Source organism: Microbacterium elymi (assembly GCF_021582895.2).
Taxonomy (GTDB): domain Bacteria; phylum Actinomycetota; class Actinomycetes; order Actinomycetales; family Microbacteriaceae; genus Microbacterium; species Microbacterium humicola.
Genome location: NZ_CP091139.2, coordinates 335982 through 362699 on the forward strand (window position 1 = coordinate 335982; position 26718 = coordinate 362699).

Annotated in this window: 21 protein-coding genes, 9 pseudogenes and 3 riboswitches; of the genes and pseudogenes, 13 read left to right on the top strand and 17 right to left on the bottom strand. The window is 70.6% G+C overall.

Annotated features, from left to right (window positions below):
• Positions 1-54: 54 nt before the first annotated feature.
• The 4 genes and pseudogenes from gcvH to glyA form a co-directional block, all read right to left on the bottom strand.
• Positions 55-438 (bottom strand): glycine cleavage system protein GcvH, encoded by a 384-nt coding sequence (gcvH, locus tag L2X98_RS01835; protein WP_259612144.1) that lies wholly within the window; start codon positions 436-438, stop codon positions 55-57.
• A pseudogene (gene gcvT / locus L2X98_RS01840) lies at positions 435-1558 on the bottom strand (glycine cleavage system aminomethyltransferase GcvT). Before gcvT ends, gcvH begins: the two are co-directional and overlap by 4 nt.
• 14 nt (positions 1559-1572) lie before the next feature.
• Positions 1573-2938, bottom strand: a pseudogene (locus L2X98_RS01845) (L-serine ammonia-lyase).
• Complete coding sequence (glyA, locus tag L2X98_RS01850) at positions 2935-4281, bottom strand: serine hydroxymethyltransferase (protein WP_259612145.1); 1347 nt, start codon at positions 4279-4281, stop codon at positions 2935-2937. Before glyA ends, L2X98_RS01845 begins: the two are co-directional and overlap by 4 nt.
• Positions 4282-4284: 3 nt before the next feature.
• A riboswitch (glycine riboswitch) is annotated at positions 4285-4379 on the bottom strand.
• A riboswitch (glycine riboswitch) is annotated at positions 4380-4469 on the bottom strand.
• A gap of 203 nt (positions 4470-4672) precedes the next feature.
• Positions 4673-4760, top strand: a riboswitch (glycine riboswitch).
• Positions 4761-4897: 137 nt separating this feature from the next.
• Between glyA and L2X98_RS01855 the strand changes: the two genes are divergently transcribed.
• Positions 4898-5659 carry a DUF5058 family protein gene (locus tag L2X98_RS01855; RefSeq protein WP_259612146.1) on the top strand — a complete coding sequence of 254 codons (762 nt, stop codon included), beginning with the start codon at positions 4898-4900 and terminating at the stop codon, positions 5657-5659.
• Here L2X98_RS01855 and L2X98_RS01860 read toward each other — a convergent pair.
• On the bottom strand, positions 5637-5981 hold the full coding sequence (locus L2X98_RS01860) for a hypothetical protein (protein WP_259612147.1): 345 nt from the start codon (positions 5979-5981) through the stop codon (positions 5637-5639). The genes L2X98_RS01855 and L2X98_RS01860 overlap by 23 nt on opposite strands.
• An 11-nt stretch (positions 5982-5992) precedes the next feature.
• Between L2X98_RS01860 and L2X98_RS01865 the strand changes: the two genes are divergently transcribed.
• From L2X98_RS01865 to L2X98_RS01885, 5 genes are all read left to right on the top strand, one after another.
• Positions 5993-6436 carry a hypothetical protein gene (locus tag L2X98_RS01865; RefSeq protein WP_259612148.1) on the top strand — a complete coding sequence of 148 codons (444 nt, stop codon included), beginning with the start codon at positions 5993-5995 and terminating at the stop codon, positions 6434-6436.
• A 375-nt stretch (positions 6437-6811) separates the two neighbouring features.
• Complete coding sequence (locus tag L2X98_RS01870) at positions 6812-7939, top strand: amidohydrolase (RefSeq protein ID WP_435526238.1); 1128 nt, start codon at positions 6812-6814, stop codon at positions 7937-7939.
• 40 nt (positions 7940-7979) lie between these two features.
• On the top strand, positions 7980-8513 hold the full coding sequence (locus L2X98_RS01875; RefSeq protein WP_259612149.1) for a zinc-binding metallopeptidase family protein: 534 nt from the start codon (positions 7980-7982) through the stop codon (positions 8511-8513).
• A 144-nt stretch (positions 8514-8657) separates the two neighbouring features.
• A complete protein-coding gene (locus L2X98_RS01880) occupies positions 8658-9446 on the top strand; it encodes a zinc-binding metallopeptidase family protein (protein ID WP_259612150.1) in 789 nt (262 codons plus the stop codon).
• A 59-nt stretch (positions 9447-9505) separates the two neighbouring features.
• On the top strand, positions 9506-10105 hold the full coding sequence (locus L2X98_RS01885) for a TetR/AcrR family transcriptional regulator (RefSeq protein ID WP_259612151.1): 600 nt from the start codon (positions 9506-9508) through the stop codon (positions 10103-10105).
• A 29-nt stretch (positions 10106-10134) separates the two neighbouring features.
• On the opposite strand, the gene L2X98_RS01890 is transcribed toward L2X98_RS01885, so the two are convergent.
• The 3 genes and pseudogenes from L2X98_RS01890 to L2X98_RS01900 all read right to left on the bottom strand — a co-directional run bounded on the left by L2X98_RS01890 (position 10135) and on the right by L2X98_RS01900 (position 13311).
• Positions 10135-10455 carry a trypsin-like peptidase domain-containing protein gene (locus tag L2X98_RS01890; protein WP_259612152.1) on the bottom strand — a complete coding sequence of 107 codons (321 nt, stop codon included), beginning with the start codon at positions 10453-10455 and terminating at the stop codon, positions 10135-10137.
• Positions 10456-10546: 91 nt separating this feature from the next.
• Positions 10547-11308, bottom strand: a pseudogene (locus tag L2X98_RS01895) (CvpA family protein); the annotation flags it as partial.
• Positions 11309-12334: 1026 nt separating this feature from the next.
• Positions 12335-13311 (bottom strand): annotated as a pseudogene (locus L2X98_RS01900) (glycosyltransferase family 2 protein).
• Positions 13312-13403: 92 nt separating this feature from the next.
• On the opposite strand from L2X98_RS01900, the pseudogene L2X98_RS01905 reads away from it, so the two are divergent.
• From L2X98_RS01905 to L2X98_RS01935, 6 genes and pseudogenes are all read left to right on the top strand, one after another.
• Positions 13404-14117, top strand: a pseudogene (locus tag L2X98_RS01905) (NUDIX hydrolase).
• Positions 14117-14740 carry a quinolinate synthase NadA gene (gene nadA, locus L2X98_RS01910; protein ID WP_259613150.1) on the top strand — a complete coding sequence of 208 codons (624 nt, stop codon included), beginning with the start codon at positions 14117-14119 and terminating at the stop codon, positions 14738-14740. The pseudogene L2X98_RS01905 and the gene nadA overlap by 1 nt, the downstream one beginning before the upstream one ends.
• 5 nt (positions 14741-14745) lie before the next feature.
• A pseudogene (locus L2X98_RS01915) lies at positions 14746-15186 on the top strand (quinolinate synthase NadA); the annotation flags it as partial.
• A gap of 282 nt (positions 15187-15468) precedes the next feature.
• Positions 15469-17088 carry an L-aspartate oxidase gene (gene nadB, locus L2X98_RS01925; RefSeq protein WP_259613152.1) on the top strand — a complete coding sequence of 540 codons (1620 nt, stop codon included), beginning with the start codon at positions 15469-15471 and terminating at the stop codon, positions 17086-17088.
• Positions 17088-17941 (top strand): annotated as a pseudogene (nadC, locus tag L2X98_RS01930) (carboxylating nicotinate-nucleotide diphosphorylase). The gene nadB and the pseudogene nadC overlap by 1 nt, the downstream one beginning before the upstream one ends.
• Positions 17941-19075: pseudogene (locus tag L2X98_RS01935) on the top strand (cysteine desulfurase family protein). The pseudogenes nadC and L2X98_RS01935 overlap by 1 nt, the downstream one beginning before the upstream one ends.
• A 9-nt stretch (positions 19076-19084) precedes the next feature.
• Here the strand turns inward: L2X98_RS01935 and L2X98_RS01940 are convergent.
• Positions 19085-21038: pseudogene (locus tag L2X98_RS01940) on the bottom strand (ABC transporter ATP-binding protein).
• Between the two features lie 56 nt (positions 21039-21094).
• Positions 21095-21553 carry a DUF1345 domain-containing protein gene (locus tag L2X98_RS01945; protein ID WP_354002980.1) on the bottom strand — a complete coding sequence of 153 codons (459 nt, stop codon included), beginning with the start codon at positions 21551-21553 and terminating at the stop codon, positions 21095-21097.
• A 455-nt stretch (positions 21554-22008) separates the two neighbouring features.
• Between L2X98_RS01945 and L2X98_RS01950 the strand changes: the two genes are divergently transcribed.
• Positions 22009-23358, top strand: a complete 1350-nt coding sequence (locus L2X98_RS01950) for an MDR family MFS transporter (protein ID WP_435526239.1) — start codon at positions 22009-22011, stop codon at positions 23356-23358.
• Between the two features lie 178 nt (positions 23359-23536).
• Here the strand turns inward: L2X98_RS01950 and L2X98_RS01955 are convergent, their stop codons facing one another.
• The 7 genes from L2X98_RS01955 to L2X98_RS19770 form a co-directional block, all read right to left on the bottom strand.
• Positions 23537-23986 carry a hypothetical protein gene (locus L2X98_RS01955; RefSeq protein WP_259612153.1) on the bottom strand — a complete coding sequence of 150 codons (450 nt, stop codon included), beginning with the start codon at positions 23984-23986 and terminating at the stop codon, positions 23537-23539.
• A complete protein-coding gene (locus L2X98_RS01960; protein ID WP_259612154.1) occupies positions 23977-24882 on the bottom strand; it encodes a permease prefix domain 1-containing protein in 906 nt (301 codons plus the stop codon). The genes L2X98_RS01955 and L2X98_RS01960 overlap by 10 nt, the downstream gene beginning before the upstream one ends.
• Before the next feature lies 1 nt (position 24883).
• Entirely contained in the window at positions 24884-25243 is a 360-nt protein-coding gene (locus L2X98_RS01965) for a PadR family transcriptional regulator (protein ID WP_259612155.1), read from the bottom strand.
• Positions 25244-25316: 73 nt separating this feature from the next.
• A complete protein-coding gene (locus tag L2X98_RS19755; protein WP_354002882.1) occupies positions 25317-25670 on the bottom strand; it encodes an oxidoreductase dimerization domain-containing protein in 354 nt (117 codons plus the stop codon).
• 63 nt (positions 25671-25733) lie between these two features.
• Complete coding sequence (locus L2X98_RS19760) at positions 25734-26180, bottom strand: FAD-dependent oxidoreductase (RefSeq protein WP_354002883.1); 447 nt, start codon at positions 26178-26180, stop codon at positions 25734-25736.
• Positions 26174-26605 carry an FAD-dependent oxidoreductase gene (locus L2X98_RS19765; RefSeq protein ID WP_354002884.1) on the bottom strand — a complete coding sequence of 144 codons (432 nt, stop codon included), beginning with the start codon at positions 26603-26605 and terminating at the stop codon, positions 26174-26176. Before L2X98_RS19765 ends, L2X98_RS19760 begins: the two co-directional genes overlap by 7 nt.
• Positions 26574-26696, bottom strand: coding sequence for a hypothetical protein (locus L2X98_RS19770; RefSeq protein ID WP_354002885.1), 123 nt, complete (start codon positions 26694-26696; stop codon positions 26574-26576). Before L2X98_RS19770 ends, L2X98_RS19765 begins: the two co-directional genes overlap by 32 nt.
• Positions 26697-26718 lie beyond the last annotated feature (22 nt).

Here is a 26718-nt window from a genome sequence, read left to right on the forward strand (position 1 = left end):
CGGCGTCGTCGATGCCGATGTGGCGGCGGGCGAACTCCCCGCGCGCGTCGACGCTCACTCCTGGCCGTCCGTCAGCGCCACGTACGCGTCGCGGTCGAGGAAGTCGGGGGTGGTCGCGGCGTCGACCCGCAGCTTGATCAGCCAGCCCTGGCCGAACGGGTCGGAGTTCAGCAGCGACGGATCGTCGACGACGGCCTCGTTGGTTTCGACGACCTCGCCGCTCAGCGGCGCGAACAGCTCGCCCACCGACTTGGTGGACTCGATCTCGCCGCATACCTGGGCCCCTTCCACCGTGGCGCCGACATCCGGCAGCTCGATGAAGACGACGTCACCGAGCTTGTCGGCGGCGAAGTCGGTGATCCCGACGGTGGCGATGTCCGCGTCGAACGAGATCCACTCGTGCTCGGCGGTGTAGGAGAGTGCAGTCAGGTCGGTCATTTCTTCCTCCGGTAGAACGGCAGTGCGGTGACGGTGGCGGGAATCCGGGTTCCCCGGATGTCGATGGATAAGGCGGTGCCGACCTCGGCGTGGGAGGGCGCGACGAAGGCCATCGCAATGGGATGCCCGAGGGTGGGGCTCAGCGCGCCGCTGGTGATCTCGCCGACGCGCTCGGAGCCGGCGAACACCTCGTAGCCCGCCCGCCCGGCGCGGCGGCCGTCCGAGACCAGACCTACCAGGACCGGTGCATCGGAGGCGACGATCGCCTCCAGTGCGGCCTTGCCGACGAAGTCGTCTTTGTCTCCGGCAACGGTCCGGCCGAGACCGGCTTGCGTCGGGACGATGTTCGGTGACAGCTCGTGCCCGTACAGCGGCATGCCGGCTTCGAGTCGGAGGGTGTCACGCGCGGCCAGACCCGCCGGCTCCAGGCCCGCCGCGGTTCCGGCGGCCCGCACTGCGTCCCAGAGCGCCGGTGCGACGCCGGCGGGCGCGAGCAGTTCGAAGCCGTCCTCGCCGGTGTACCCGGTCCGTGCGATCATCAGCGGTTCGCCAGCGAAGGCTGCGTGCGTGGCCGAATAGTACGGCACGTCCTCCAGGGGGTCCTCCCAGCCGGAGATCTCCGGCACGGCCTGGAGGATCGCGCGAGCCGCGGGTCCCTGCACCGCGATCAGGCCGAAGGCATCGCTGACGTCGGCCACCTCGACCCGGAGCTGCCCACGCGGTCGGCGAGCGCGCCCGCCACCACGGCCCGGTTGCCCGCGTTGGCGATGATCAGAAACCGATCCGCGGCCAGACGGTAGACGATGACGTCGTCCAGGATGCCCCCGGACGAGGCGAGCAGCAGAGAGTACTTCGCCCGACCTTCCGCCATCGCCGACAGGCGAGCGGCCAGTGCTCTGTCGAGGTAAGCCGCGGCATCCTCGCCCACGACGGTGAACTCCGCCATATGCGAGATGTCGAACAGTCCAGCCGCCTCCCGGACCGCACGATGCTCGTCGAGGTCGGATGCGTAGCGGACCGGCATCAGCCAGCCGCCGAAGTCGGTGAAGGTCGCACCGAGGGCCTCATGCCGATCGTGCAGGGGGCTGGTGCGCGCCGGATCCGATTCGGTGGGTGTCATGTCCGTCCTTCCGCTCAACATTCGACGACGTTCACGGCGAGGCCGCCGAGCGCCGTCTCCTTGTACTTGCCTGCTCATGTCGCGTCCGGTCTCACGCATCGTGGCGATGACCTGGTCAAGCGACACCCGATGATGTCCATCGCCCCACAGAGCCATCTTCGCCGCATTGATGGCCTTCGCGGCAGCGATGGCGTTGCGTTCGATGCACGGGATCTGGACCAACCCGCCGATCGGGTCGCAGGTCAGGCCGAGATTGTGCTCCATGGCGATCTCGGCGGCGTTCTCCACTTGCTGCGGCGTACCGCCCAGCACCTCGGCCAGGCCTGCTGCGGCCATTGACGATGCCGATCCGACTTCGCCCTGGCACCCCACCTCGGCGCCGGAGATCGACGCGCGAGCCTTGTAGAGGACGCCGATGGCGGCAGCGGTCAGCAGGAACGAGACCGTGATCTGATCGCGGGTGCGGCCGGTGCCATGCGCGGCCGTGTGCGTCGCGTACCACAGCACGGCCGGGATGATCCCAGCGGCACCGTTGGTGGGAGCAGTGACCACGCGCCCGCCGGAGGCGTTCTCCTCGTTCACGGCCAGTGCCACGAAATTGACCCACTCCTGCCAGAGACCGGGGTCTATCGCGTCCGGATCCTCCGCCATGAGCCGCGCATGCCACGCGGGGGCACGACGCCGTACGCGCAGGCCGCCGGGAAGCACATCGGCCCGGCCGATGCTCGTGCGCACGCACTCGTCCATGACGTCGCGAAGATGCAGGATGCAGTCGCGGACGTCATCCTGCGAGCGCGACGCCGCCTCGTTGCCGAGCATTATCTCGGAGATCGGCGCGCCTTCGCGCTCGCAGTGGGCGAGGAGTTCGGCGGCAGTCGCGAAGGGGAACGGCACGGCCACCTCGGCACCGGCATGCACCGCCTCTCCCTCGCGCTCAATGAACCCGCCGCCCACGGAGTAATAGACCGCGGCATCCAGCATCTCATCGGCAGCGTCCCATGCCTGCAGACGTAGGGCGTTGGCATGGCCGGGCAGGACCGTGCGGGGGCTGAGCCGGATGTCGTCGGCGGAATACGGCACGTCGGTGACACCGCCCACGCGGACGCGGCGCTGCGACTCGATCGCCGCGCTCCGGCTGTCGACCTGCGTGGGCAGCACCGTTTCGGGATGCAACCCCTCCAGTCCGAGCAGCACGGCTGTCAGCGTGCCGTGGCCGCGGCCGGTGGCGGCGAGCGATCCAAACAGCTCGACGTCCAATCGCGCGACGCGTGCGACGTCGATGCGTGAGATGAAGTCGGCGGCCGCGCGCATCGGGCCGACCGTGTGCGAACTGGACGGGCCGATTCCGACGGTGAACAGGTCAAAGACCCCGACGGTCATGACGCGGCACCGAGCGGCGTGAGCCCGGGGTAGAGGGGGTGCGCGAGGGCGAGCTCACTGACCCGCCGCGCGAGCGAGGAGAGCTCGGCCCCGTCGGACGCGATCAATGTCGTGGCGATGACGTCCGCGACCTCGCGGAATGCGTGGTCGCCGAAGCCGCGTGTGGCAAGTGCCGGTGTGCCGATACGCAGGCCGCTGGTGACCATGGGCGGGCGCGGGTCGTCCGGCACGGCGTTGCGATTGACCGTGATCCCGATGCTCTCGAGCCGCGCCTCGGCGCTCTTGCCGTCCAGGGCGCAGTCGCGCAGGTCGACCAGGACCAGGTGCACGTCGGTTCCCCCGGAGACCAGCACGATGCCGGCGGCGGCGCAGTCACCGGCTGAGAGTCGTTCGGCCAGGATGCGAGCGCCTGCCAGGGTGCGCCGCTGACGATCCCGGAACTCCTCGGTGCTCGCGATCCCGAGCGCGACGGCCTTCGCCGCAATGACGTGCTCGAGTGGACCGCCCTGCTGGCCGGGGAAGACGGCGGAGTTGATCTTCTTGGCTGTCGAGGGATCGTTGCTGAGGATAAGTCCGCCCCGTGGGCCGCCGAGCGTCTTGTGCGTCGTCGTTGTGACCACATGTGCGTGCGGCACCGGCGACGGATGCAGGCCGGCGGCAACGAGCCCGGCGAAGTGGGACATGTCTACGAGCAGGAACGCTCCGACCTCGTCGGCGATCTCACGAAACGCCGCGGCGTCGATCGTGCGGGTGTGCGCCGACCACCCGGCAATGATCAGTCGCGGGCGGTGGCGCCGGGCGAGCTCTTGCACCTCGTCCATATCGACGTGGCCGTCGCGCACGTGGTACGCGGCGACCTCGTACAGTCGGCCGCTGAAGTTCAGCCGCATGCCGTGCGTGAGGTGCCCGCCGTGTGCGAGGTCCAGCCCCAGAATCGTATCGCCAGGCTGGATGAGTGCGTGCATGGCCGCGGCGTTTGCCTGGGCTCCCGAGTGCGGCTGCACATTCGCGAATGCGGCGCCGAAGAGTTCCTTGGCGCGCTCGATCGCGAGCGTCTCGACGACATCGACGACCTCGCAGCCGCCGTAGTAGCGGCGGCCCGGGTATCCCTCGGCGTACTTGTTCGTCAGAACCGAACCCTGCGCCTGCATGACAGCGACCGGCGCATGGTTCTCCGAGGCGATCATCTCGAGTCCGGCGCGTTCGCGGGCGAGTTCCCGGTCGAGAGCCTGGGCGATGACGGGATCGAGGTCAGCGAGCGACGCGGTGAGGGGGAAGTGGAGGGTTGAACATCGATGGTCATGGTGGGAACTCCTCGTTAGGGCGTCAACAGTGGTTGACATGAGTTCCTCCCCTCTGTCATCGGCCTGAGAGTTTCCGCACCGCGCGTGCGGTGCTTGCCCCGTCGGCGGGTGCGCGACGCACCGCTTTCCAGAGTGACCTGATCCGCTCGGTACGTGCGCCTGAGAGATTCCGGGGAGGGCTTGCTCCTACGGCAGCCGCGAATGCGGCATTCTCCCGAGTGGATCCAATGGTCCGTTGTTCGGTTGCCCGGCGAGCCTATGCAGACCAAGCGCGGCCTGTCAACTGTCGTTGTGTGAGAGAAGTCATACGGAGATGCCGTTACCCAATCGTGATCTTCTGCCTCTTCCGATACAATCGGACAGTGTCCATCATTGAGGACACCAACTCCACACGCATCACCATCGGCGGCCCACCTGGCCTCTGATGCCCACAAGTCGCAGGGGAGAGTTCCGCACACGCGGACGCCGAAGGGGCAAGCACCCGCCAATCTCTCAGGCAAAAAGGACCCGCGACTGGGGAACTCTGGAGAGCGGCCACCGAGATGGCCCGCCGAAGGGGAGCGCTCCGCGCGACACTCTCAGGCACAAGGACAGAGGGGAACTCAGGACGCCAGAGTCGGCGCCCTGCAACGTCCACCATCAGGAGGAGTTCCCCGTGCACTCACCGTTGACTGCGCTCGATCCCGGATCAACTGACATCCTCGCCGCTGCCGACCAGCCGATCCTGTGGCTCTGTGCGGGCGGCATCTTCGTCGTGATCGGCGTCCAGACCGTCATTTACTTCCTTGCCGTGCGCAAGGCCGCACCGGCGGTCGGGATGTCGGGTGACGACGTCAAGCGCTCATTCCGCGCCGGCGCCGTGGCCGCCATCGGACCCTCGATGGCTGTAGCCCTCATCGCCATCACCCTGATCGCGGTGTTCGGCACCCCGGGCGTCCTCACCCGGATCGGCCTGATCGGTTCCGCAGCGTTCGACGTCGCCGGCGGGCAGATCGCCGCAGGCACCCAGAACGCCACCCTGGGCGGCGACGGCTACACGCAGGCCGTGTTCGCGACGGTGCTGCTGTGCATAGCCCTGTCCGGAGCGGGGTGGATGCTGGTGACACTGATCGCCACTCCCCTGCTCAAACGCGGCTCGAACAAGCTCGAGTCCAAGAGCACGGCGGGTGCCGCGGGAGCCATGGCGATCATCCCTGCCGCGGCTCTGCTGGGCGCGTTCGGAACCTTCGGAATCCAACAGTTCCAACGCGGGCTCGCCGCGTCGATCGTCGTGATCGTGAGCGGCCTCGTGATGGTCCTCTGCCTCTGGCTGGCCAAGGCCGCACGGCAACCATGGCTGCGCGAGTGGGGACTCGGCTTCTCACTCGTGATCGGCATCTTCGTCGGCATCCTCGTCAGCAATGCGGGGATCGCATGAGCGCCATCGATCGAGCCTCAGGAGAAGCGACTGTGAACGACCCCACCTCCACTGATTCCGCCGACACCGCCACCGCAGCCTGGTCGGCATTCGACACCACGACGTCCCGTTGGGGCCGGATCACGATGATCATCGCCATGATCATCATGGTCACCGGCCCGGGCACCATCGCCGTACAGCTGGGTGTGGCTCCCAGCGCCGTGGTCACCGGGGTCCTGGCCGTGGCCGTCGCGTTCGGGTCGCTCTGGTTCATCGAGCCGCTGTCATACTTCCCCATCCTGGGTCCTGCGAGCATGTACCAGGCCTTCATGATCGGGAACATCTCGAACAAGCTTGCCGTCCGCCATCGTGGCGCAGTCGACCATCGGTGCCCGACCCGAGACCAAACGAGGACAGCTGGCAGCTGTGCTGGCCATCTGCGGCGCGGCCGCGACGCACTTGCTCAGTCTGATCATCTTCGTGGGCATCCTGGGCACTCTCGTGCTCAATGTCATTCCGGCTGACATCGTCACCTCCATCCAGACGTTCGTACTCCCGGCCGTGATGGGCGGCGTGATCGTGCAGATGGTCGCAAGCAACCCGCAGCCGCGCATCCTGGCCATCGCGATCGTCGTGGGTCTTGTGGTCCAGCTCGTACTGACTCCGCTCATCCCGATCTTCGCGTTGATCGGCATCGCGGTCTCGGTGGTCGCCACCGTCGTACTCGCCCTGGTGCTTCCGGGGCGCAAGAAGGCTGAGCCTGTGGTCGAGGACCCCGAGCTCGAGGACATGTCGTGAGCGAGGACGCAACCACACGCCGCGGCAGAAAGGATACGCAGATGACGATGGACGCGCAGACAGTGAGCTCGATCGCGACGGTCACACCGCTCGTGGAGGAGCTCGGTGACCGGTTCACCCGGCTCAGCGATGAGATCTGGGGCCACCCCGAGCTTGCGCTGGAAGAGCACCGCTCCATGGCCAAGCAGATCGAAGCCGCCGAGGAGTTCGGCGGTCGCATCACCCGCGAAGCCGGCGGCGTTCCCACCGCGTTCTCCGCCGAATGGGGGTCCGGATCCCCCGTGATCGGCTTCCTCGGCGAATACGACGCCCTCGCCTCCCTCAGCCAGGCCGCCGGCTCCACCATCCGCGAACCGGACCCGGGCAACACGACCAGTGCCGGTCACGGCTTGCGGCCACAACCTGCTCGGCGCCGGATCGCTGCTGGCAGCCGTCGCTCTCGCCCGCCACCTCGCAGCCACCGGGCAGCCGGGCACCGTGCGCTACTACGGCTGTCCCGCCGAAGAAGGAGCGGCCGGCAAGACCTTCATGGTCGCCGGCGGAGCCTTCGACGGCGTCGACGCCGCGGTGTCATGGCATCCGATGGATGCCATGACCACGACGCAGTGGAACACACTCGCGTATACGCAGGCGTATTTCCGGTTCCGCGGGGTCGCCTCGCACGCCGGAGGGATGCCACAGCACGGGCGCAGCGCGCTGGACGCGGCCGAGCTGATGAACGTCGGGGTCAACTTCCTCCGTGAGCACATGGACGATTCCGATCGCATCCACTACGCCTTCACGGATGGCGGCGGGCCCTCCGCGAACGTGGTGCAGCCGACCGCAGCGTTGTACTACATCGTCCGCTCCCGCACCGTGGTCAGTATGCGCACGCTGTACGAGCGGGTCAAGAAGGTCGCCGAGGGGGCCGCGATGATGACCGAGACCGAGGTGGAGATCGAGTTCGACGGCGCCTGCGCCGAAATGCTGCCGAACCGCGTGCTGGAGGAAGCACTGCACGCGAACGTCGTCGAGCTCGGCCCGGTGCCGTTCGATGAGGCGGATCAGGAGTACGGTCGGCTGATCGCGGAAGGGCTTCCAGACGGCGCCGCAGCAGCCGGACAGCTCAGGATCGGACAGCCCGTCGACGGTCATCCTTACTTCGACGGTATCCCCGCCCTCGTCGACCCGGACCGACGTGCCCTCATGACGGGATCGACCGACGTCAGCGATGTCAGCTGGATAGCCCCGACCGTGCAGATCACGGGCGGAACGCACGTCGTCGGCACGCCCGCCCACTCCTGGCAGTTCGTCACCCAGGCCAAGAGCCCGGCGGCGCACAAGGGCATGATCCACTCGGCGACGGCGATGGCCGCCACCGCGCTCGATCTGATCACCCACCCCGATCTGCTGCAGGCGGCCCGCGCGGAATTCGAGGGCGTCATCGCGCAGACACCGTACGACTGCCCGATCCCCGAAGGCGTCGTAGCGCCGCCGCTGCGCGCCGGATATCACCCCGCCTGAGGGCGCGCACCAAGACTCGAACAAGATGAGAGGAACAGAGATGACAACTGTGGACACTCGGAAGGCGACGTCCATCTCCGCCGTGAAGCCGCTCGTGGAGGAGTTCGGTGACCGGTTTACCCGGCTCAGCGATGAGATCTGGGACCACCCGGAACTGCGCTGGGAGGAGCATCGCTCCATGGCCAAGCAGATCGAAGCCGCCGAGGAATTCGGCGGTCGCATCACCCGCGAAGCCGGCGGCGTTCCCACCGCGTTCTCCGCCGAATGGGGGTCCGGATCCCCCGTGATCGGCTTCCTCGGCGAATACGACGCGCTGGCCTCCCTCAGCCAGGCCGCCGGCTCCACCATCCGCGAACCGGACCCGGGCAACACGACCAGTGCCGGTCACGGCTTGCGGCCACAACCTGCTCGGGTCCGGATCGCTGCTGGCCGCGGTCGCGGTCGCCCGCCACCTCGCAGGCCACCGGGCAGCCGGGCACCGTGCGCTACTACGGCTGTCCCGCCGAAGAAGGAGCGGCCGGCAAGACGTTCATGGTCGCCGGCGGAGCCTTCGAGGACGTGGATGCCGCCGTGACGAACCACCCGGGCGACACGATGTCGGCGGATCAGTGGAAGTCTCTTGCCTACACGCAGGCGTATTTCCGATTCCGCGGGGTCGCCTCGCACGCCGGCGCGGCGCCGCAGCACGGGCGCAAGCGCGCTCGACGCGGCCGAACTGATGAACGTCGGGGTCAACTTCCTCCGTGAGCACATGGACGATTCCGAGCGCATCCACTACGCCTTCACTGATGCCGGCGGCCCTTCCGCGAACGTGGTGCAGCCGACGGCCGAGCTGTACTACATCGTGCGGTCCCCCACTGTAGCTCGCATGCGCACCCTGTACGAGCGCGTCAAGAAGGTCGCCGAGGGGGCCGCGATGATGACCGAGACCGAGGTGGAGATCGAGTTCGACGGCGCCTGCGCCGAACTGCTTCCGAACCGCACGCTCGAGGAGCGGCTGTACGCGAACGTCACGGAACTGGGCGGCGTGCCATTCGATGAGGCGGATCAGGAGTACGGACGGCGGATCGCCGAAGGGCTGCCCGAGGGCGCCGAGACGCTGGCACGGCGGATGCGCGGATTGTCCGCCGACACTCCGCCGTACTTCGACGGCATCCTTCCGCTGGCCGATCCCGCCCACCGGTTCCAGATGACCGGCTCCACCGACGTCGGCGACGTGAGCTGGGTCACCCCTACCGTGCAGATCGTCGCGGGCACGGCCGCTCTGGGAACACCCGGGCATTCCTGGCAGATGGTGGCACAGGGCAAGAGCGCCGCCGCACACAAGGGCATGGTCCATGGTGCAACGGTCATGGCCGCCACGGCGCTGGATCTTCTCAGCGACCCGGACCTGCTCGCTGCGGCCCGGTCGGAGTTCGAGGAGATCATCGCGCAGACACCGTATGACCGGCCGATCCCGGAGGGTGTCATCGTCCCGCCGCTGCGCCCGGGATATCACCCTGCCTGATCACAGCATCGAGGGTCGCAGAGCGACGTGCGCTCTGCGACCCTCGATATGTTGTGAGGGTGAACGATGACCGCAAACAGGAGGATCTCCGCGCACGCAGGGCCGACAGCACCGACCGTCGCGTCCTGCGAACCCGGCAGAAGCTGGTCGATGCCTACCGTGACCTGCTTGATGAGAACGCAGCGGCGCCGGTCACCGTGAGCGCCGTCGTGCGACGTGCGGGCGTCACCCGATCCTCCTTCTACGCGCACTTCAGCGGCCTGAGCGATCTGGCCGCCGTCGCACTCACCGAGTTCAGCGAGGCGATGACCGAGCTGGCACGCATCGCGGTGCGCGAAGGCGGACACAAACGAGAGGTCAACGAACGCCTCCTCGTCAGCCTTGCGCAATTCCTCGCCGATCGCCGCGAGATCTACGGCGAACTGCTCAGCCGAAGAGACGAATACGCGCATGCCGTGACGACCGCATTGGTCGAACAATCGCTGGCCACCCTCCGGACCCGCGCACATCTGCATGCCGACCCGCAGGTGACCGCACGCTACATCGGCGGCGGTCTCGTCGCAGTCCTATCGTGGTGGCTCGAGGCCGGCCAGGACCGAACCGCCGAAGAGCTCGCCCGCGCTCTCATTGCTGTCACCCCGCCCGACTTCACGCTCTGACCCTACGCGCACGCCGGGCGTCGAGGCGGTCAGTCCACGCAGTGCCCGGACGACACCGTCGAGGTGAACGATCCGAGCCGGGCCACCACCGGGGCCAGCGCCTGGTCGGCGATCGCGTAGCCCAGGTCGCCGTCGTCCTCGCTGCGCGCGAACACCACGCCCGCGACCGTGCCGGATGCGGTCAGCAGCGGACCGCCCGAGTTGCCGGGGCGCACCTGCGCCTTCAGCGAGTACACCGGCCGGGGCTCGCTCGACTCGTCGTAGATGTCGGCGACGGGAGCGGTGCCCGCCGACAGCACCTGGGCGTCGCCCAGCGTGAACGGTCCGCCGTACGGATATCCGGCCACCACCGCACCGGCGCCGGCCGCCAGCGGCCGCGACAGCTGCGAGCGGTGTGGCGTCGAGTCCCGGCACCGCGATCACCGCGAGATCCTGCCCGGGATCGAAGTAGACGATGCGTCCCTGATGCGCGGCGTGACCGGGCAGCTGCACGACCGGCTCATCCACTCCCGCCACGACGTGCGCGTTCGTGACCACGGCGGTGGGCGAGACGGCGAAGCCCGAACCGGTCTGGCTCACCCCGCACGCGTACGCGACGCCCGTGATCCGCGCGACCGAGGCCGAGGCCGCGGCGATCTCCGGATCATCCAGCGGCACCGGCGCGGCGGGGGCGGCGGTGCCCGGGCCCAGGAGCGCGCCGACGGCGGGCAGCCCGTCGGCGGCCAGCGTCCCGCGCACGCGGGCCAGCGCCTGCTGCACCGGGGCGGGGATGAGGGCGTCGATCGTGCCGATGACCCGAGAGGATGCCACGGCCGACGAGACGACCGGGATCCCGGTCGCGATGACGCCGGTGGCCGCCAGCGACGCGACAAGTGCCGTGACCAGGACGCCGACCACCCCGCCCAGAAGCCGGTCGATCAGGCGCAGCGGGGTGCGGTCCACGCCTCGGCGGACCCACGCCCCGATCATCCCGCCGAGCGATGCGCCGATCGCCAGCAGCGCGGCCCAGGTCGCCACTTCGACCACCGTCCCCCAGATCGGGACGGCGACGAGTCGCGCGACGGCCGGCGCCGCCCAGACCGCCGCGATGCCGCCGGCCACGAGTCCGGCGAGCACGCCGATGCTCGCCACCAGGCCGCGGGCGATCCCGGTGATCAGCGCGACCACGAGGATCACGAGCAGCACGATGTCCACGACGGCCATGGGTCTCCTCTCGGTCCCGCCAGGGTATGCGGCGCGGCTGAGAAGTCGCTCGCCCCGCGGTCAGCCCCGCCGTGAGCCCCGGCTCAGCTGTGCCTGCAGCGAGGCCGGCAGGTGCGGCATGATCCGGCGTGCGGCGGAGCGGAGGATGCCGCGGGCACTGCGCCGCGGCTCGTGCCGGACGCGCACCCGGCCCGACCGGCGCACCTGCACGCGCAAGCCGCGAGCGGGTGATGCCGAACACGATCGCGTACAGCCCGGGCCGCGCCGGCAGCGCGCCGCGCACGCGCGCCCGCCCGTCCTCGACCACGAGCCGGCACTCGCCGATCGCGCGACCGCCCGTCTCGAGGCGGCCGCGGACCTCGGCCGGAGACAGCACCGTCACGTGCGGGAGGTCGAGCACGAGCTGCCCGTCCTGCACCGAGGCTGTGGTGCGCGGGTCGTCGACGATCCCGAACAGGGTCTGCCCGACATCCACGCTCAGTCCGCCGTTCTGCGCCCGATACGCCGCTGCCGGTCGACCGGCGGCGATCGCCCAGGTCCGGTCGCGCGTCTCGGTGCGGACCCGCCGCACGATCCGCATGCTCATGATCGTCGTGCGCAGGTACAGGTCCCAGGGGCCGTCGTGCAGCCGGCCGGGACCGTCGTCGGCGACGTCCCAGCGCAGGGCGAGCTGCGCGGTCGCGCGCACGGGCTCCCCATCGGAGCCGGCCTGCAGTCGCGCGCCGACGCCGTGCCCCAGCATCCAGTCGATCTTCTGCGTGCGCGAGCGCCGGTCCACGGCGTAGCCCGCCGCCTCGAGGTCGGCGGTCACGTCGGCGGTGAGCGCATGCTCGGCGGCGAACCGTGCCACCTCGGGGTCCAGCGCCAGCACCGCACGACCGTCCTGCCAGATCACCGCGGACGGCTCGGTGGTGTCGAAGCGCCAGGTCAGGTCGACCTCGAGCGCCAGGCCGCCGGCGGTCCACCGCACCGGACCGGCGACCGGGGTGCAGTCCAGCCGGGGCCAGGTGGGCATATGCCGCGCGATCAGGTCGAAACGGCCGGCACGGGCCAGCGCGATCCCGATCCGCCGCCACGGGTCCAGGTGCCGGTCCGCATCCTCGGGGACGCGGGCAGCAGCTCCGTCGCGAACGCGCGGATGCGGTCGCGCTGGGCCTCGGTGCGCTGATCCCAGCGGAACAGCGGCAGCACCCGCATCCGCAGCTGATACGCCCGGAACCGCGGCAGCAGCTCGCGGAACCGCGGCTGCTCGAGCTCTTCGTCGATCCAGCGGAACACCCGGGCCACGGCATCCAGGTACTCGTCCAGGTCGTCATGGAACGTGGCGCTCGTGGTGTCGTGCTCGGGCCGATGCCACAGATAGAACGGCGTGGACACCATCAGCGAGACCACCCGTGCGCGGGCGTGCGCGGCGATGTCGAACGCGATGTCCTCCCAGATCTGCCGCCCGCCCTCCGGGAACCGGATGCCGCTCTCCCGCAGGAACGCCGTGCGGAACATCTTGTGCGGGTTCATCGGGACCAGCGGATGCGGCTCGATCCAGTCGATCGCGTTGTCGACATCCGTCGTCACGTCGCGCATCGCCCAGCCCGGGGTGTCGCTCTTGGACTCCTTGCCGTCCACGACGTCGGCCCCGGTGCGGTCGGCGAGCGCGCCCGCGGCGCGCAGCGCATCCGGGAACAGCCGGTCGTCGTGGTCGAGGAACACGACGTAGCGTCCCTGTGCCCGGTCGATGCCCTCGTTGCGAGGCCGGGAGGGCCAGCCCGACGGCGGAGCCGGATCACCCGGTAGTTCTCGCGGTCGCGGGCGAACGCCTCCAGCCGCGCGGGCGTGTCGTCGGGCGAGCCGTCGTCGATCAGGAGCACCTCGAGCTCCTGCTGCGGCAGCGTCTGCGCGTCCAGGCTGGCCACCAACTCATCCAGGTGGGCGGTGGACCGATACGTGGGCACCACCACGGAGACTCGCTTCAGGATGCCCCCTCGATCGTCGTCTGGCCGGCGCATGCGGCCCGCGCTCAGCGTATCGGCTTCCGACGCCCCGGTTTGGCGTTCTGGTCGAACTGACTCTAAGATCGGATCCGACAGTTAAAGTCACTATGACCAGAACCGATCCCGCCGCACCCGCCCGCGTCGCCGTGTCCACGGTGATCTTCACGCTTGCGCCCACGCGAGGACGGAGCATCCCTCGCCCTGCCGCTGGTGCGCCGCACCCGCGAGCCGTTCGCGGACCGGTGGGCGCTGCCCGGCGGCTGGCTCGACTCTGCGGAGGGACTGGATGCCGCGGCGTCGCGCACGCTCGCCGAGACGACGGGCCTTGCGCCCAGCTATCTGGAGCAGCTGTACGCGTTCGGGGCGCTCGAGCGCTCCCCCACCCGGGTCGTGTCGATCGTGTACTGGGCGCTGCCGGCAGGACGAGGTGGACGCGCGCGGCGACACCCCGCACAACGTGCGCTGGTTCGACGCGGACGCGCTGCCCGAGCTCGCGTTCGACCACAACCAGATCGTGGAGTACGCCCTGTGGCGGCTGCGGAACAAGGTGGGCTACTCGCGCATCGCGCACGGCCTTCTGCCGGACGAGTTCACCCTCGCCGAGCTTGCGCGAGGTGTACGAATCCATCCTGCACCGACGCCTGGACCCGGCCAACTTCCGCCGGCAGGCCGAGGCGACCGGCACTCTCATCCCCACCGATCGCTTCCGCACCGGCAGTCACCGCCCCGCACGTCTGTACCGCTACGACGGCGACATCGAACTCGCCGAGCGCGGTCCCTTGACCACCACGCCACCCGAACCCCACCGAATCGAGGAATGATGGCGCCCACCTCGCTGACGCTGACCGAACGGCCGGATCCCGTCGACGCATCGGTCGATCACGCGATCCAGGCGATCGCGACCGGCACCTCCGCGCAGACGTCCTGCTCACCCGACCTCGCGGCCGGCCCCTGGGACTTCGACACGGTTCCCGGGTACGGGCCGGGGGCCTCGCTCGGCGACGTGATCCCCACCGGCGCGCCGCGTCAGGGCGAGCTGCCGCGGGAATACCGGGAGGCGCCGGAGGCCGAGCTGCACGAGCGCATCCGCGCGGCCAAGCGCACATTGGGCGACCGGGTCGTGGTGCTCGGCCACTTCTACCAGCGCGAAGAGGTCGTGGCCCACGCCGACTACGTCGGCGACTCGTTCCAGCTCGCCACCGCGGCCCAGGAGCACCCGGATGCCGAGGCCATCGTGTTCTGCGGGGTGCACTTCATGGCCGAGACCGCCGACCTGCTGTCCGGCCCCGACCAGGCCGTGATCCTGCCGAACCTCGCCGCCGGCTGCTCCATGGCCGACATGGCCACGATCGACGAGGTCGAGGACTGCTGGAGCAGCTCGCCGACGTCTACGGCGACCTGGACGCGCCCGATGCGGACGGCCTGGTGCCGGTGGTGCCGGTGACGTACATGAACTCGTCCGCGGCGATCAAGGGCTTCGTCGGACGGCACGGCGGCATCGTGTGCACCTCGTCCAACGCGCGCACGGTGCTGGAATGGGCGTTCGCGCGCGGACGCCGGGTGCTCTTCTTCCCCGACCAGCACCTGGGTCGCAACACCGCGAAGGCGATGGGCGTGAGCGAAGACCGGATGCCGATGTGGAACCCCCGCCGCCCGCTGGGCGGGTCGTCCGCGGACGCACTGGGCGAGGCGCGCGTGATCCTCTGGCACGGGTTCTGCTCGGTGCACCGCCGGTTCACCGTCGACCAGATCGACCGGGCGCGCGCGGAGCACCCCGGAGTCCGCGTGATCGTGCACCCGGAGTGCCCGGCGCCGGTGGTGGATGCCGCGGACGAGTCGGGGTCGACCGCCTACATCCGACGGGCGATCGAGGAGGCGGACGAGCCGACCGTGTTCGCGATCGGCACCGAGGTCAACCTGGTCCAGCGCCTGGCCGCGCAGGCATCCGCAGCACACCGTCTTCTGCCTGGACCCGGTGGTCTGCCCGTGCTCGACGATGTACCGGATCCACCCCGGCTACCTGGCGTGGGTGCTGGAGGGCCTGGTCACCGGCCAGGTCCGCAATCGGGTGCAGGTGCCGGCGTCGGTCGCCGACCCCGCCCGTCTCGCCCTGGAGCGGATGCTGGCGGCCCGGCCGCCGGCATCCTCCGGCGGGAGCGCGGAGCGCGCCTCGTGACCCATGTGGTGGTCGTCGGCAGCGGGATCGCCGGCATCACCGCCGCTCTGCACGCGGACGCGGCCGGCGCCGCGGTCACGCTGGTGACCAAGGGCGCCCTGCAGGATGCGAACACCACCGTCGCCCAGGGCGGGATCGCGGCGGTCGTCTTCCCCGAGGACAGCGTGAAGGCCCACATCCGGGACACGCTCGCGGCCGGGGCGGGACTCGGCGCACCGGCGGCGGCGCGGGTGCTCGCCGACGAGGGCGCGGCGCGCATCGACGAGCTGATCGAGGCCGGCGTCGCCTTCGACCGCACGGCCGGCGGCGACCTCGCCCGCGGACTGGAGGCGGCCCACTCGTTCCCGCGCGTCCTGCACGCCGGCGGGGATGCGACCGGCCGGGCGATCGAGGAGGCCCTGGTCGCGCGACTGCGCGCCTCGGGTGTCCGCGTGCTCGAGCATGCGTTCCTCATCGACCTCGTGACGGCCGACGGCCGGGCCACCGGCGTCGACCTGATGATCGCCGGCTGCCGCGGCATCCTTCCCGCCGACGCCGTCGTGCTGGCCACCGGCGGCGCCGGCCGTCTCTACGCGCACACGACGAATCCGGCCGTGGCCACCGGCGACGGCATCGCCGCCGCGCTGCGGGCCGGCGCCGAGGTGGCCGACCTCGAATTCGTCCAGTTCCACCCGACCGTGCTGGCCGGTCCCGCCTGCTTCCTCGTCTCCGAGGCGGTGCGCGGGGAAGGCGCGACGATCGTTGACGCGGCGGGACGGCGGTTCCTCTTCGACGCGCACCCCGACGGCGAACTGGCCCCGCGCGACGTCGTCGCACGGGCGATCGCGCGGCGCATGCGCGAACAGGACGGACGACCGGTGCTGCTGGATGCGACATCCGTCCGCGGCGCCGACACGGCGGCATTCCTCGCCGCGCGCTTCCCCACGATCGATGCCGCGGTGCGTGCGCACGGATGGGACTGGGCGCACAGCCCGATCCCGATCACCCCCGCGGCGCACTACCTGATGGGCGGCGTGGTCACCGACCTGGACGGCCGCACGAGCATCCCGGGGCTGTTCGCGGCCGGCGAGTGCGCCCGCACCGGCGTGCACGGCGCGAACCGCCTCGCCTCGAACTCCCTGCTCGAGGGCGCCGTGTTCGGCGCCCGGGCCGGGGCTGCGGCGGCATCCACCGGATGGCCCACGGTCCGCGAACCCGCGGCCGTCGTGCCCTCGGGCGCCTCGGGCGCGTCGGGCGCGTCGGGCGCGAGCGCCGACATCGCGGCGCCGCCGTTCTCCCGCGCCGCCCTGCAGGAGCTCATGTGGCGCGGCGCGGGCGTCGAACGCGACGCCCCCGGCCTCGCCCACGCCACCGCGGTGCTGTCCAGATGGGCCGCAGCGGTCCGCAACCCGCGCACGCCCGCCGATTTCGAGCACGAGAACCTGCTGACCGTCGCGCGGGCCGTCGTGGCCGCGGCATCCGTCCGTCGCACATCGGTCGGCGCGCACTTCCGGCGCGACGACCCCGCGTGCAGAACTCCGGTGATCCGGTCCGTGGCGACCCGACACGCCCCCGATTCGCCCGAATCCGGCACGCATGTCCGGAGTTCTGCACACGTCCTGCAGGAGGCCCGCTGATGCTCACCCCCGCCCAGATCGAGCGCGCGGTCGCCGCCGCGCTCGAGGAGGACGCCCCCTGGGGCGACCTGACCAGCACCGCGCTGATCCCCGAGAGCGCCACCGCCCGTGCGGCCCTCGTCGCCCGCGAGGACGGCGTGCTGGCCGGCGGGGCGGTGTTCGCCGCCGCCTTCGCCCTCACCGACCCGGGCATCGAGGTGACTGTGCAGCGGGACGACGGCGCCGTCTTCTCCCCGGCGACGTGCTGGCCACCGTCACCGGACCGGCGCGGGCCGTGCTCACCGCCGAGCGGGTGGGCCTGAACTTCGTGCAGCGCATGTCGGGCATCGCGACCCTGACCGCGCGCTACGTCGCCGAGGTCGCCGACAGCCGGACGCGCATCGTCGACACCCGCAAGACCACCCCGGGCTTGCGTGCGTTCGAGAAGCACGCCGTGCTGTGCGGCGGCGGCCACAATCACCGCTTCTCGCTGTCGGATGCCGTGATGGCCAAGGACAACCACCTGGGCGTGCTCACCGGGCAGGGACTGAGCGTGACCGAGGCGCTCCTGCTGGCCCGCACCCGGCTGCCGCACACCACCCACATCGAGGTCGAGGTCGACCGGCTCGACCAGATCGAGCCCGTGCTGGCCGCCGGCGTCGACACCATCATGCTCGACAACTTCTCGCTCGCAGACCTGCGCGAGGGCGTGGCGCAGGTGGCCGGTCGCGCGGTCGTCGAGGCCTCCGGCGGGGTGCGCCTGGAGACGGTCCGGGCCATCGCCGAGACCGGCGTCGACGTGATCTCGGTCGGCGCGCTCACGCACGGCGCGCGGGCCGTGGACCTCGGCCTGGACCTGCAGATCGAGGGCTGATGCTGTACCTGGACCATGCCGCCACCACCCCGGTCCGCCCCGAGGTGCTCGCGGCGATGACGCCGTACCTGACCGGGGTGTTCGGCAACCCGTCCAGCCATCACACCGTCGGCGAGTCCGCCGCCGAGGCGCTGGCCGATGCCCGTGCCCGGGTGGGCCGGGTGCTGGGCATGCGCGCCGGCGACGTCGTCTTCACCTCGGGCGGCACAGAGGCCGACAACCTGGCGATCAAGGGGATCGGCGTCGCGGCGGCGCTCGCCCGCGACGCCCGGCACGTGATCACGCTGCCGATCGAGCACGAGGCCGTGCTGGCCTCGACCGATCACCTCGCCCGCGTGCACGGGTTCGATGTCACGCTCGTCCCGGTGGACGCCGCCGGTCGCGCCGATCCGGCCGCGATCGCCGCGGCGATCCGCCCCGACACGGCGCTGGTCAGCGTGGGCTACGCGAACAACGAGGTCGGCACGGTGCAGGACGTCGCCGCGATCGCGGCCGCCTGCCAGGCCGCCGGCGTCCCCCTGCACGTGGACGCCGTCCAGGCGGCCGGCTGGCTGCCACTGGCCGGCATCGGCGCGGACGCCCTGGCCGTCGCCGGTCACAAGGTCGGCGCGCCGAAGGGAACGGGCGCGCTGGCCGTGCGAGCGCGCGTCCCGCTCGAACCTCTCCTGCACGGCGGCGGGCAGGAGCGCGGGCGCCGCAGCGGCACCGAGGACGTCGCCGGCGCGGTGGGCCTGGCCACCGCGCTGGAGCTCGCCGAGGAGGAACGGGCAGCGGATGCCGCGGCCCTGACGACGCTGCGGGATGCGTTCATCGCCCGGGTGCTGGCGACCGTGCCGCAGGCGCGATTGACCGGGCACCCGGTGCACCGGGTGCCCGGGACCGCCTCGTTCACGTTCGCCGGCACCAGCGGCGAGGCGATCCTGCTCGAGCTGGAGCGCCGCGGCGTGGTCACCTCCAGCGGTTCCGCGTGCGCGGCGGGGGCGGATGAGCCCTCGCATGTGCTGCTCGCGATGGGCGTGGACCGCGAGACCGCGCAGACAGCCGTGCGGTTCACGCTCCCGCACGGGCTTGCGGCACGACCTGGATGCCGTGGCCGCGGCGGTCGCGGCATCCGTCGCCGCGGTCTCGGGCTGAGCCGGCCGCTCACTCCCCCGTGGGGTCGTCCGGCGCCCGGTCGGCGCGGCGCTCGGGGTGGGCGGGCGGCACCGGCGGCGCCTCCCGCTCCTCGGTGTCCAGCACGCGGCTCGCGGCCAGCTGCGCGCGGCCAGCTTGCGCGTACAGCCCGCCGCGGGCCAAGAGCTCGCTGTGCGTCCCGGACTCGACGATGCGCCCGGCATCGACGACGTGGATGACGTCCGCGCCGATCACGGTGGACAGCCGGTGGGCGATCGACAGGGTGGTCCGCCCGCGGGATGCCGCCTCCAGCGCCTCCTGCACGACGCGCTCCGAGACCGTGTCCAGCGCGGAGGTGGCCTCGTCCAGCAGCGAGCACCGGCGGGTCTTTCAGCAGCACCCGGGCGATGGCGATGCGCTGCTTCTCGCCGCCGGAGAGACGATAGCCCCGCTCGCCGACGATCGTCTCGTATCCGTGCTCGAAGCCGGTGATGATGTGGTGGATGTTGGCGGCCCGGCACGCCTGGTAGAGCTCCTCGTCGGTCGCGTCCGGCTTCGCGTAGCGCAGGTTCTCCCGGATGGTGGCGTGGAACAGGTAGGTCTCCTGCGACACGATGCCCACGCCGTCGATGATCGATTCGTGGGTGAGCGCGCGCACATCGGCACCGGCGAACAGCACGGCGCCCGAAGACGCCTCGTACATCCGCGGGGTCAGGTACAGCACGGTGGTCTTGCCCGCCCCGGACGGACCGACGAAGGCCACGTACTGTCCCGGCTCGGCGACGAACGAGACGCCGTTCAAGGTCGCCCGGGACTCGGGCGCGGCGTCCGGGTAGCGGAACACCACGTCGCGGAACTCGACCCGGCCCACCGGACCGGGCGCGCGGTCCACCCCGATCGCGTCCGGCGCATCGGCGATCGCCGGGACGAGGTCGACGTACTCGAAGATGCGGGCGAACACCGCCGACGATGTCTGCAGGTCCAGCGCGACCCGCATCAGGCCCATCAGCGGCTGGAGCAGACGCGCCTGCACGGTCGTGAAGGCGACGACCGTGCCGGCGGTGATCAGATCCGCGCCGCCGGAGATGAGGAACCCGGCCACCAGGTAGATCACCGCCGGCACGCTGGCCATCAGCACCTGCACCAGGGCGAAGAACCCCTGCCCGCTCATCGCCCGCCGCACCTGCAGACGCACCTGGTTGCGGTTCTCCTGCGTGTACCGGGCTGACTCGGCGCGCTGGCGGTTGAACGACTTCGACAGCAGGATGCCGGAGACGCTCAGGGTCTCCTGCGTGATCGAGGTGAGCTCGGACAGCGACTCCTGCGTCTCGGCCGCGATCCGCGCCCGGACCTGACCGACCCGCCGCTGCACGACCGCCAGCACCGGCATGAGGATCACCGCGATGATCGTCAGCCGCCAGTCGATGAGGATCATCGCCACCAGCGATGCGATCACCGTCACCGCGTTGCCCAGGATGCTGGAGACGGTGTTGGTGAGCACGCCGGCCACCGCGCCCACGTCGTTCTGCGAGCCGGGACTGGATGACACCGGTCTTGGTGCGGGTGAAGAAGCCGAGCTCCATCGCCTGGAGGTGCTCGAACAGCCGGATCCTCAGGTCGCCGGTCACGTTGTTGCCCACGGTCGAGGTCAGCCACGTCTGTCCGAGGCCGAGCCCGGCCGAGACCAGGAACAGCAGGACCATGATCAGGACGAGGCGCAGCAAGCCCCAGATCGGGACCACCGCCGGCCACCGGGAACAGCGCGTCGTCGAACACGCGCTGCACGATCAGCGGCGGGATCACGGCGACGCCGGCGCCGACCACGACCAGCACGGCGGTCGCGATCAGCTTGCGCGGTGTACGGCCGGAAGAGCTCGATCACGCGTCGCCCGAGGTGGGCGATGACCGGCGCCTCGGCGTTCTGCCGGCGCTGGGCGTCGGCGTCGACGCCACGGAATCCCACTCCGCCGCCACGCCCGCCCATGCTCACGCGCTCAGCCTAGCTTCGGCCGCGGACGGTGCCGGATCGGCGGCACCCGGTCACAGACCCGCGAGCAGATTGATCACCGTGCCCAGGATCACCGCACCGAACAGGTAGCCCAGCATCGACTGGCCGATGATGATCCGACGCATCGCGTTCGTCGTCACGTTCGTGTCGGCGACCTGGTAGGTCAGTCCGACCCCGAATGCGACGTAGGCGAAGTCGGTGTACCGCGGGGGTTCGTCCTGGTTGAACAGCAGGCCGCCCTCCGGATCGGCGTAGTACACGTCGGCGAGGCGCAGGATGTAGATGGTCTGGATGAGCAGCCACGAGGCCGCGACGCTCACCAGGGCGACGCCGGCCAGGACGAACGCGAGCACGCCGCGCGCCTGGTGCGTCTGGGTCAGCACCGCCACGACCGCCCCGACGCTGGCGACGCTGCCCAGCAGCGCCGTGGCACGCCCGATGCCTGCGGCCGGGGTCCTCCGTCGTCGCGTGGGTCCGCGTCTGGGCCGGATCCATCGGCCAGACCGCGATCAGCAGCCAGCACGCGGCGGTCAGCGCTCCGGCGGCCCATCCCGACAGCAGTCCGGCGGCCAGGCCGAGGGACGGCGCCAGCGCGAAACCGGCCACGCACCCGACCGCGAGCGCGATGATTCCCCGCACCACCAACCGCGCATGCCAGGCCGGTCTCCCCATGGCGCAATGTTCGCACGCGCGACGGGAATGCCGTGTCCGACCCGGCCGTTAGTCTTGGAGTTCGCTGCACGCGCACCCTCCACCGGGCCTGCGGCGGCCGTGCCCGTCGCCGGGGCCCCCGTCGCCCCGCACAGCATCCCGTCTTCCGACTGCCGTTCCGACCGATCTGAGGAGCCACCATGGCCGCAACCGAGACCTCCCCGGTCGTGTCCGGAACGACCGGACTGACGCCGGCGCAATCCCGCGTGATCTGGCGCTGCTGGCGGCCGCGTTCGTGGCGGTGCTGAACGAGACCACGATGGGCGTGGCCATTCCGCACCTGATCCACGACCTGAGCATCACGGCGGTCGCCGCGCAGTGGCTGACCACGGCCTTCATGCTGACCATGGCGATCGTGATCCCGATCACCGGCTTCCTGCTCGAGCGGTTCACCACGCGCGCGGTGTTCGTCGCGGCGATGAGCCTGTTCTCGGCCGGGACGCTGCTGGCGCTGCTCTCGCCGGGCTTCGGGATGCTGGTGGTCGCGCGCGTCGTCCAGGCATCGGGCACGGCCATCATGATGCCGCTGCTGATGACGACCCTGATGACGGTGGTGCCCCCGGCATCCCGCGGCCGGATGATGGGACGGGTCAGCATCGTGATCGCCCTCGCCCCGGCGATCGGGCCGACGCTGTCCGGCTTCCTGCTGGACACCCTGGGCTGGCGCTGGAACTTCGGCGTCGTGCTGCCGATCGCGCTCGTCGCGCTGGCGATGGGCGCCCGGTGGATCAGCAACGTCGGCGAGACCTCGCGCGCGCCGCTGGACGTGCTCTCGATCATCCTGTCGGCGTTCGGCTTCGGCGGGCTGGTCTACGGGCTGAGCCAGGTGGGCGCCCAGGCGGCGTCCGGCGGAATGCTGATCGGCGCCCTGGTGGTGGGCGTGATCGCCCTGGCCCTGTTCCTGTGGCGCCAGCGGGTGCTGCAGCGGGTCGACGACGCGCTGCTGGATCTGCGCGTGTTCCGCTTCGGCAACTTCTCGCTGTCGATCGCCCAGACCGCGCTGCTCTCGTTCGCGTTCTTCGGCGCCATCACCGTGCTGCCGCTGTACCTGCAGTCGGTGCGCGGGCTGCCGGCGCTGGACGCCGGGCTGATCCTGCTGCCGGGCTCGCTGCTGATGGGCTTGGTCGGCCCGCTCGTCGGGCGGATCTACGACCGCTGGGGCACCCGCGTGCTGCTCGTGCCGGGCACGGTGCTGGCGGTGATCGTGCTGTGGACCTACACGACCCTGGATGCGCACACGCCGGTGTGGTTCATCGTGGTCGCCCAGACCGTGCTCTCGCTCGGCCTCGCGCTGTCGTTCACGCCGTTGTTCACCGCGTCGCTCGGGTCGCTGCCCAAGCGGCTGTACTCCCACGGAAGCGCCGTCGTGGGCACGGTGCAGCAGGTGGCGGGTGCGGCCGGCATCGCCGCGATGATCGCCGTGATGTCGGCGGTCTCGATCAGCGACGGGGCGGTCGACGAGGCGCTGACCGCCGGCGGATCGCACGGCGCGTTCCTGCTCGCGGCGATCGTGTCGATCCCGATGCTCGTGGGCGCGTTCCTGATCCGCAAGCCCGCCGACGACATCGAGGATGCTGCGGTCTGAGACGGGGCTGCTCAGCTCAGTCGCTGCAGCATCCGTCCATGCCGCAGCAGGCACCCTCCTCGACCACTGTGAGGAGGTTCCCGTCGACGGGAACGGGCTGCAGCGTGGGAGTGGGAAGGTTCGAGGTGGCCATGCGCTCCATGCTAATCCGCTTCCGCCACCTCGGGGCTGATCCGACTCACACGAATCCGAACACCGGCGGGAAGACCACCACGACCAGCGCCGCCCAGCCGAGGTACACCGGCACGTATGCGGTCTGCCAGCTCTCCACCCGGGCGAACGAGCCCCGGTGCCCGACGAAGCGCAGATGGTGCCAGCCGGCCCCGGCGAGGTTCGCGAACAGGATCAGGTTCAGCCCGAGCGAGGCGAGCTTGTTCGCGCTGGCGCCGTACTCGCCGACCCGGCCGATCATCGCGATCAGGACGAGGATGTCGACGACGAGCGCGGCCACGATCATGAGCAGCTCGAGCCGATCGAACCAGCCGGCGGGCGCCAGCGGCTCGCGCGCCGACAGCGAGTAGAGCGGCAGCGCCACGACCACCAGCAGCACCAGGTCGAACACGATCAGCAGGTCGCGGCCGCTGTCCACGAAGCTGCCGTGGATCGCCGCCGCGACGATCAGCGCCACCAGGAGAGCAGTGAACAGGGTGTGAACACCCGCGTCAGCACCGGCGCGATGTTCTCGATCACGCTCTGCTTGGCCTCCACCAGCCAGGCGGCGATCACGACGGCGCCGGCGGCGCCGCACGGCAGAAGCCATTCGACGACGAACATCGAGGGGTCCATGCCGATCGCCGAGAACACGCCGATCGTGAGGCCGGCCAGCACGCCGCCGCCCAGACCGAGCAGCACCACATACACGAACCACTCCCCGGTGAACCGGATGAAGTCCATGCGCGCCGTCGTCGACCGCCAGCGCCCGCCCGTGTATGCCACGCCGATGACCAGCCACAGCACCACGCCGACATGGATCGCGGCCAGCAGCTGGGTCGCCCCGCCCGCGACGAACGGGAACGCGTTCATCACGGCGGCAGCGGCGACGAACGCCGCGGCGACGGTGAGGATCACCGGCGAGGCTGCCCGCCGCCGGACGAGGAAGAAAACCGCCAGGAACGGCAGCACCAGCAGCAGCGCATTGCGCAGGAAGAAGTCCGCGGACGAGCCGGTCAGCGTGAGCCCGAACAGCGCGGGCACCTTCACAGCGACAGCGGCGCCGCAGGCCAGGCCCAGGGCCAGAGCGAATCCGCGACGTGGCGCGGGCTCGTCGGGTCCCACGGCGATCAGCTGCTTCCACAGCCGATCCGCGTGCTCCCGCCCGTATTCACGCGACAGCTCGTCGATCCGGCCGATCCGACTCACCGCGATCAGGAACGCCTCGTCCGGGCTCAGCCCCGAGCCGGTGAGCCCGTCGATCTGATCGCGCAGATGACCCTCGAGCTCGGCGATGTCATCCGGCCGAAGGGCCGGGCTGTGGGCCAGGTAGGACCGCCATTCGTCGATCCGGCCCTCGATCGGCGCACTCATGTCAGGCACCGCCGAACGCGGGTCGGGGCCCCGACTGGTCCATCCACACGCGATGCAGCGCGTCGCTGACGACGCTCCACTGCGCGCGCAGCTCGGCCAGCGCGGTCCGGCCGCCCGGCGTCAGCCGGTAGACCTTGCGGGCCCGCCCGGCCGGGGACTGCGCCCACGACGACTGGATGTGCCCGAGTCGCTCCAGCCGGTGCAGCAGCGGGTACAGCATCCCGTCGCTGAAGTCGAGCTCCCCGCCGGACAGCTCCGCGATCCGCTGCAGGATCGCGTAGCCATACGACTCGCCGTCGGCGAGGATGCCGAGAACGAGCGGTGTCGCGGATGCCGCGACCAGGTCTTTGCCGATGCGCATGCACCGTCCTCCATACCTTGCAGTGTCAGGTACCTAGATCTGCAAGGTATCACATGTGCCCGGTGGGCGCGGGTCAGCCCAGTGCGCCGAGCACCTCGTTGAGCGCCTCGGTCATCGACGGGTGCGTGTAGATCGCGTCGCGCAGCTGCGCGGCCGTGGTGCCCTGCCGGATGGCCAGTGCGACCAGATTTATCACCTCTTCGGCGTGCACGTGCATCAGCGCCGCCCCGAGCACGCGGTCGGTGGCAGCATCCACCACGACCTTCACGATCCCGCGCGGGTCGCCGTCGATCTTGGCACGCGGTGCGGCGGCGATGTCGGCGACCTGCTTGGCCGCCACGCGCACCTCGTAGCCCTGCTCACGCGCCTCGGTCTCGGTGAGGCCCACGCGCGCCAGGGGTGGCGTGAGGAACAGCGTGTACGGCACCGCCGCCCGGTCATCGGTCGACCGCTGCCCGATCCGAACAGCTGGTCCTGCACGATCCGGTTGTCATCCAGCGAGACGTACGTGAACTGCGGACCGCCGGTGACGTCCCCGACCGCGAACACGTTCTCGGCCGAGGTGCGCAAGCCGGCTGTCCACCCGCACGAACCCACGGTCATCGACATCCACGCCGGCGCGGTCCAGACCGAGCCCGGCCGTGACCGGGGTGCGGCCCACCGCCAGGAGGACGGCATCCGCCTCGATCGAGCGCTCTCCGTCGGCATCCTCATACGTGACACGGGCATGCGCCGCGCCGTCCGCGATCGCGGTGACCTGGGCGCCCGAGACGATGTGCACGCCGTCGTCGGCGAGGATCTGCGCGGCGGTGGCCGCGACATCCGCGTCCTCGCGCTCGAGCGGACGCGGGCCGCGATCGAGCACGGTGACTGACGAGCCGAAGTGCGTGAACATCGCGGCGAACTCGAGGCCGACGTAGCCGCCGCCGATCACCACGAGCGAGCGGGCAGCGGCGACGCATGCTGGAGGGTCACCGAATCGTGGATGCGGCCGCCCAGCCGCGCTCCGTCGATGGGTGGCATCGACGGCTGAGAGCCGGTATTGATCACGACGGTCTCGGCGCTCAGGTGCGGCAGCACCCCGCCGGCGCTGACTGCGACGCGACGCTCGCCGATGAATTCGGCCCGTCCGCTGACCAGCAGGACGGAGTCGACGGTGTCGAGCAGCTCGAAGTTCTTCTTGCGCATCGCCGCGGTCAGGCTGTCGCGGCGCGCGACCGCCGAGGCGAAGTACGCGTCGATGTCGTCCGCGTCCCGCCGCTCGTCGGCGGCGTGCACCAGCGCCTTCGTGGGCACGCAGGCCACGTTGATGCAGGAGCCGCCGATCATGTCATCGGACTGCTCGACCATCGCGACGCGCAAGCCCTCTGCGTCCTGCGACACCGGCGAGCGTCTTGCCGCCCTTGCCCCAGCCGATGACGAGCAGGTCGACGTGCTCGGTGTGGTCGGGCAAGCTGCTCGATCATGGTGCTCCT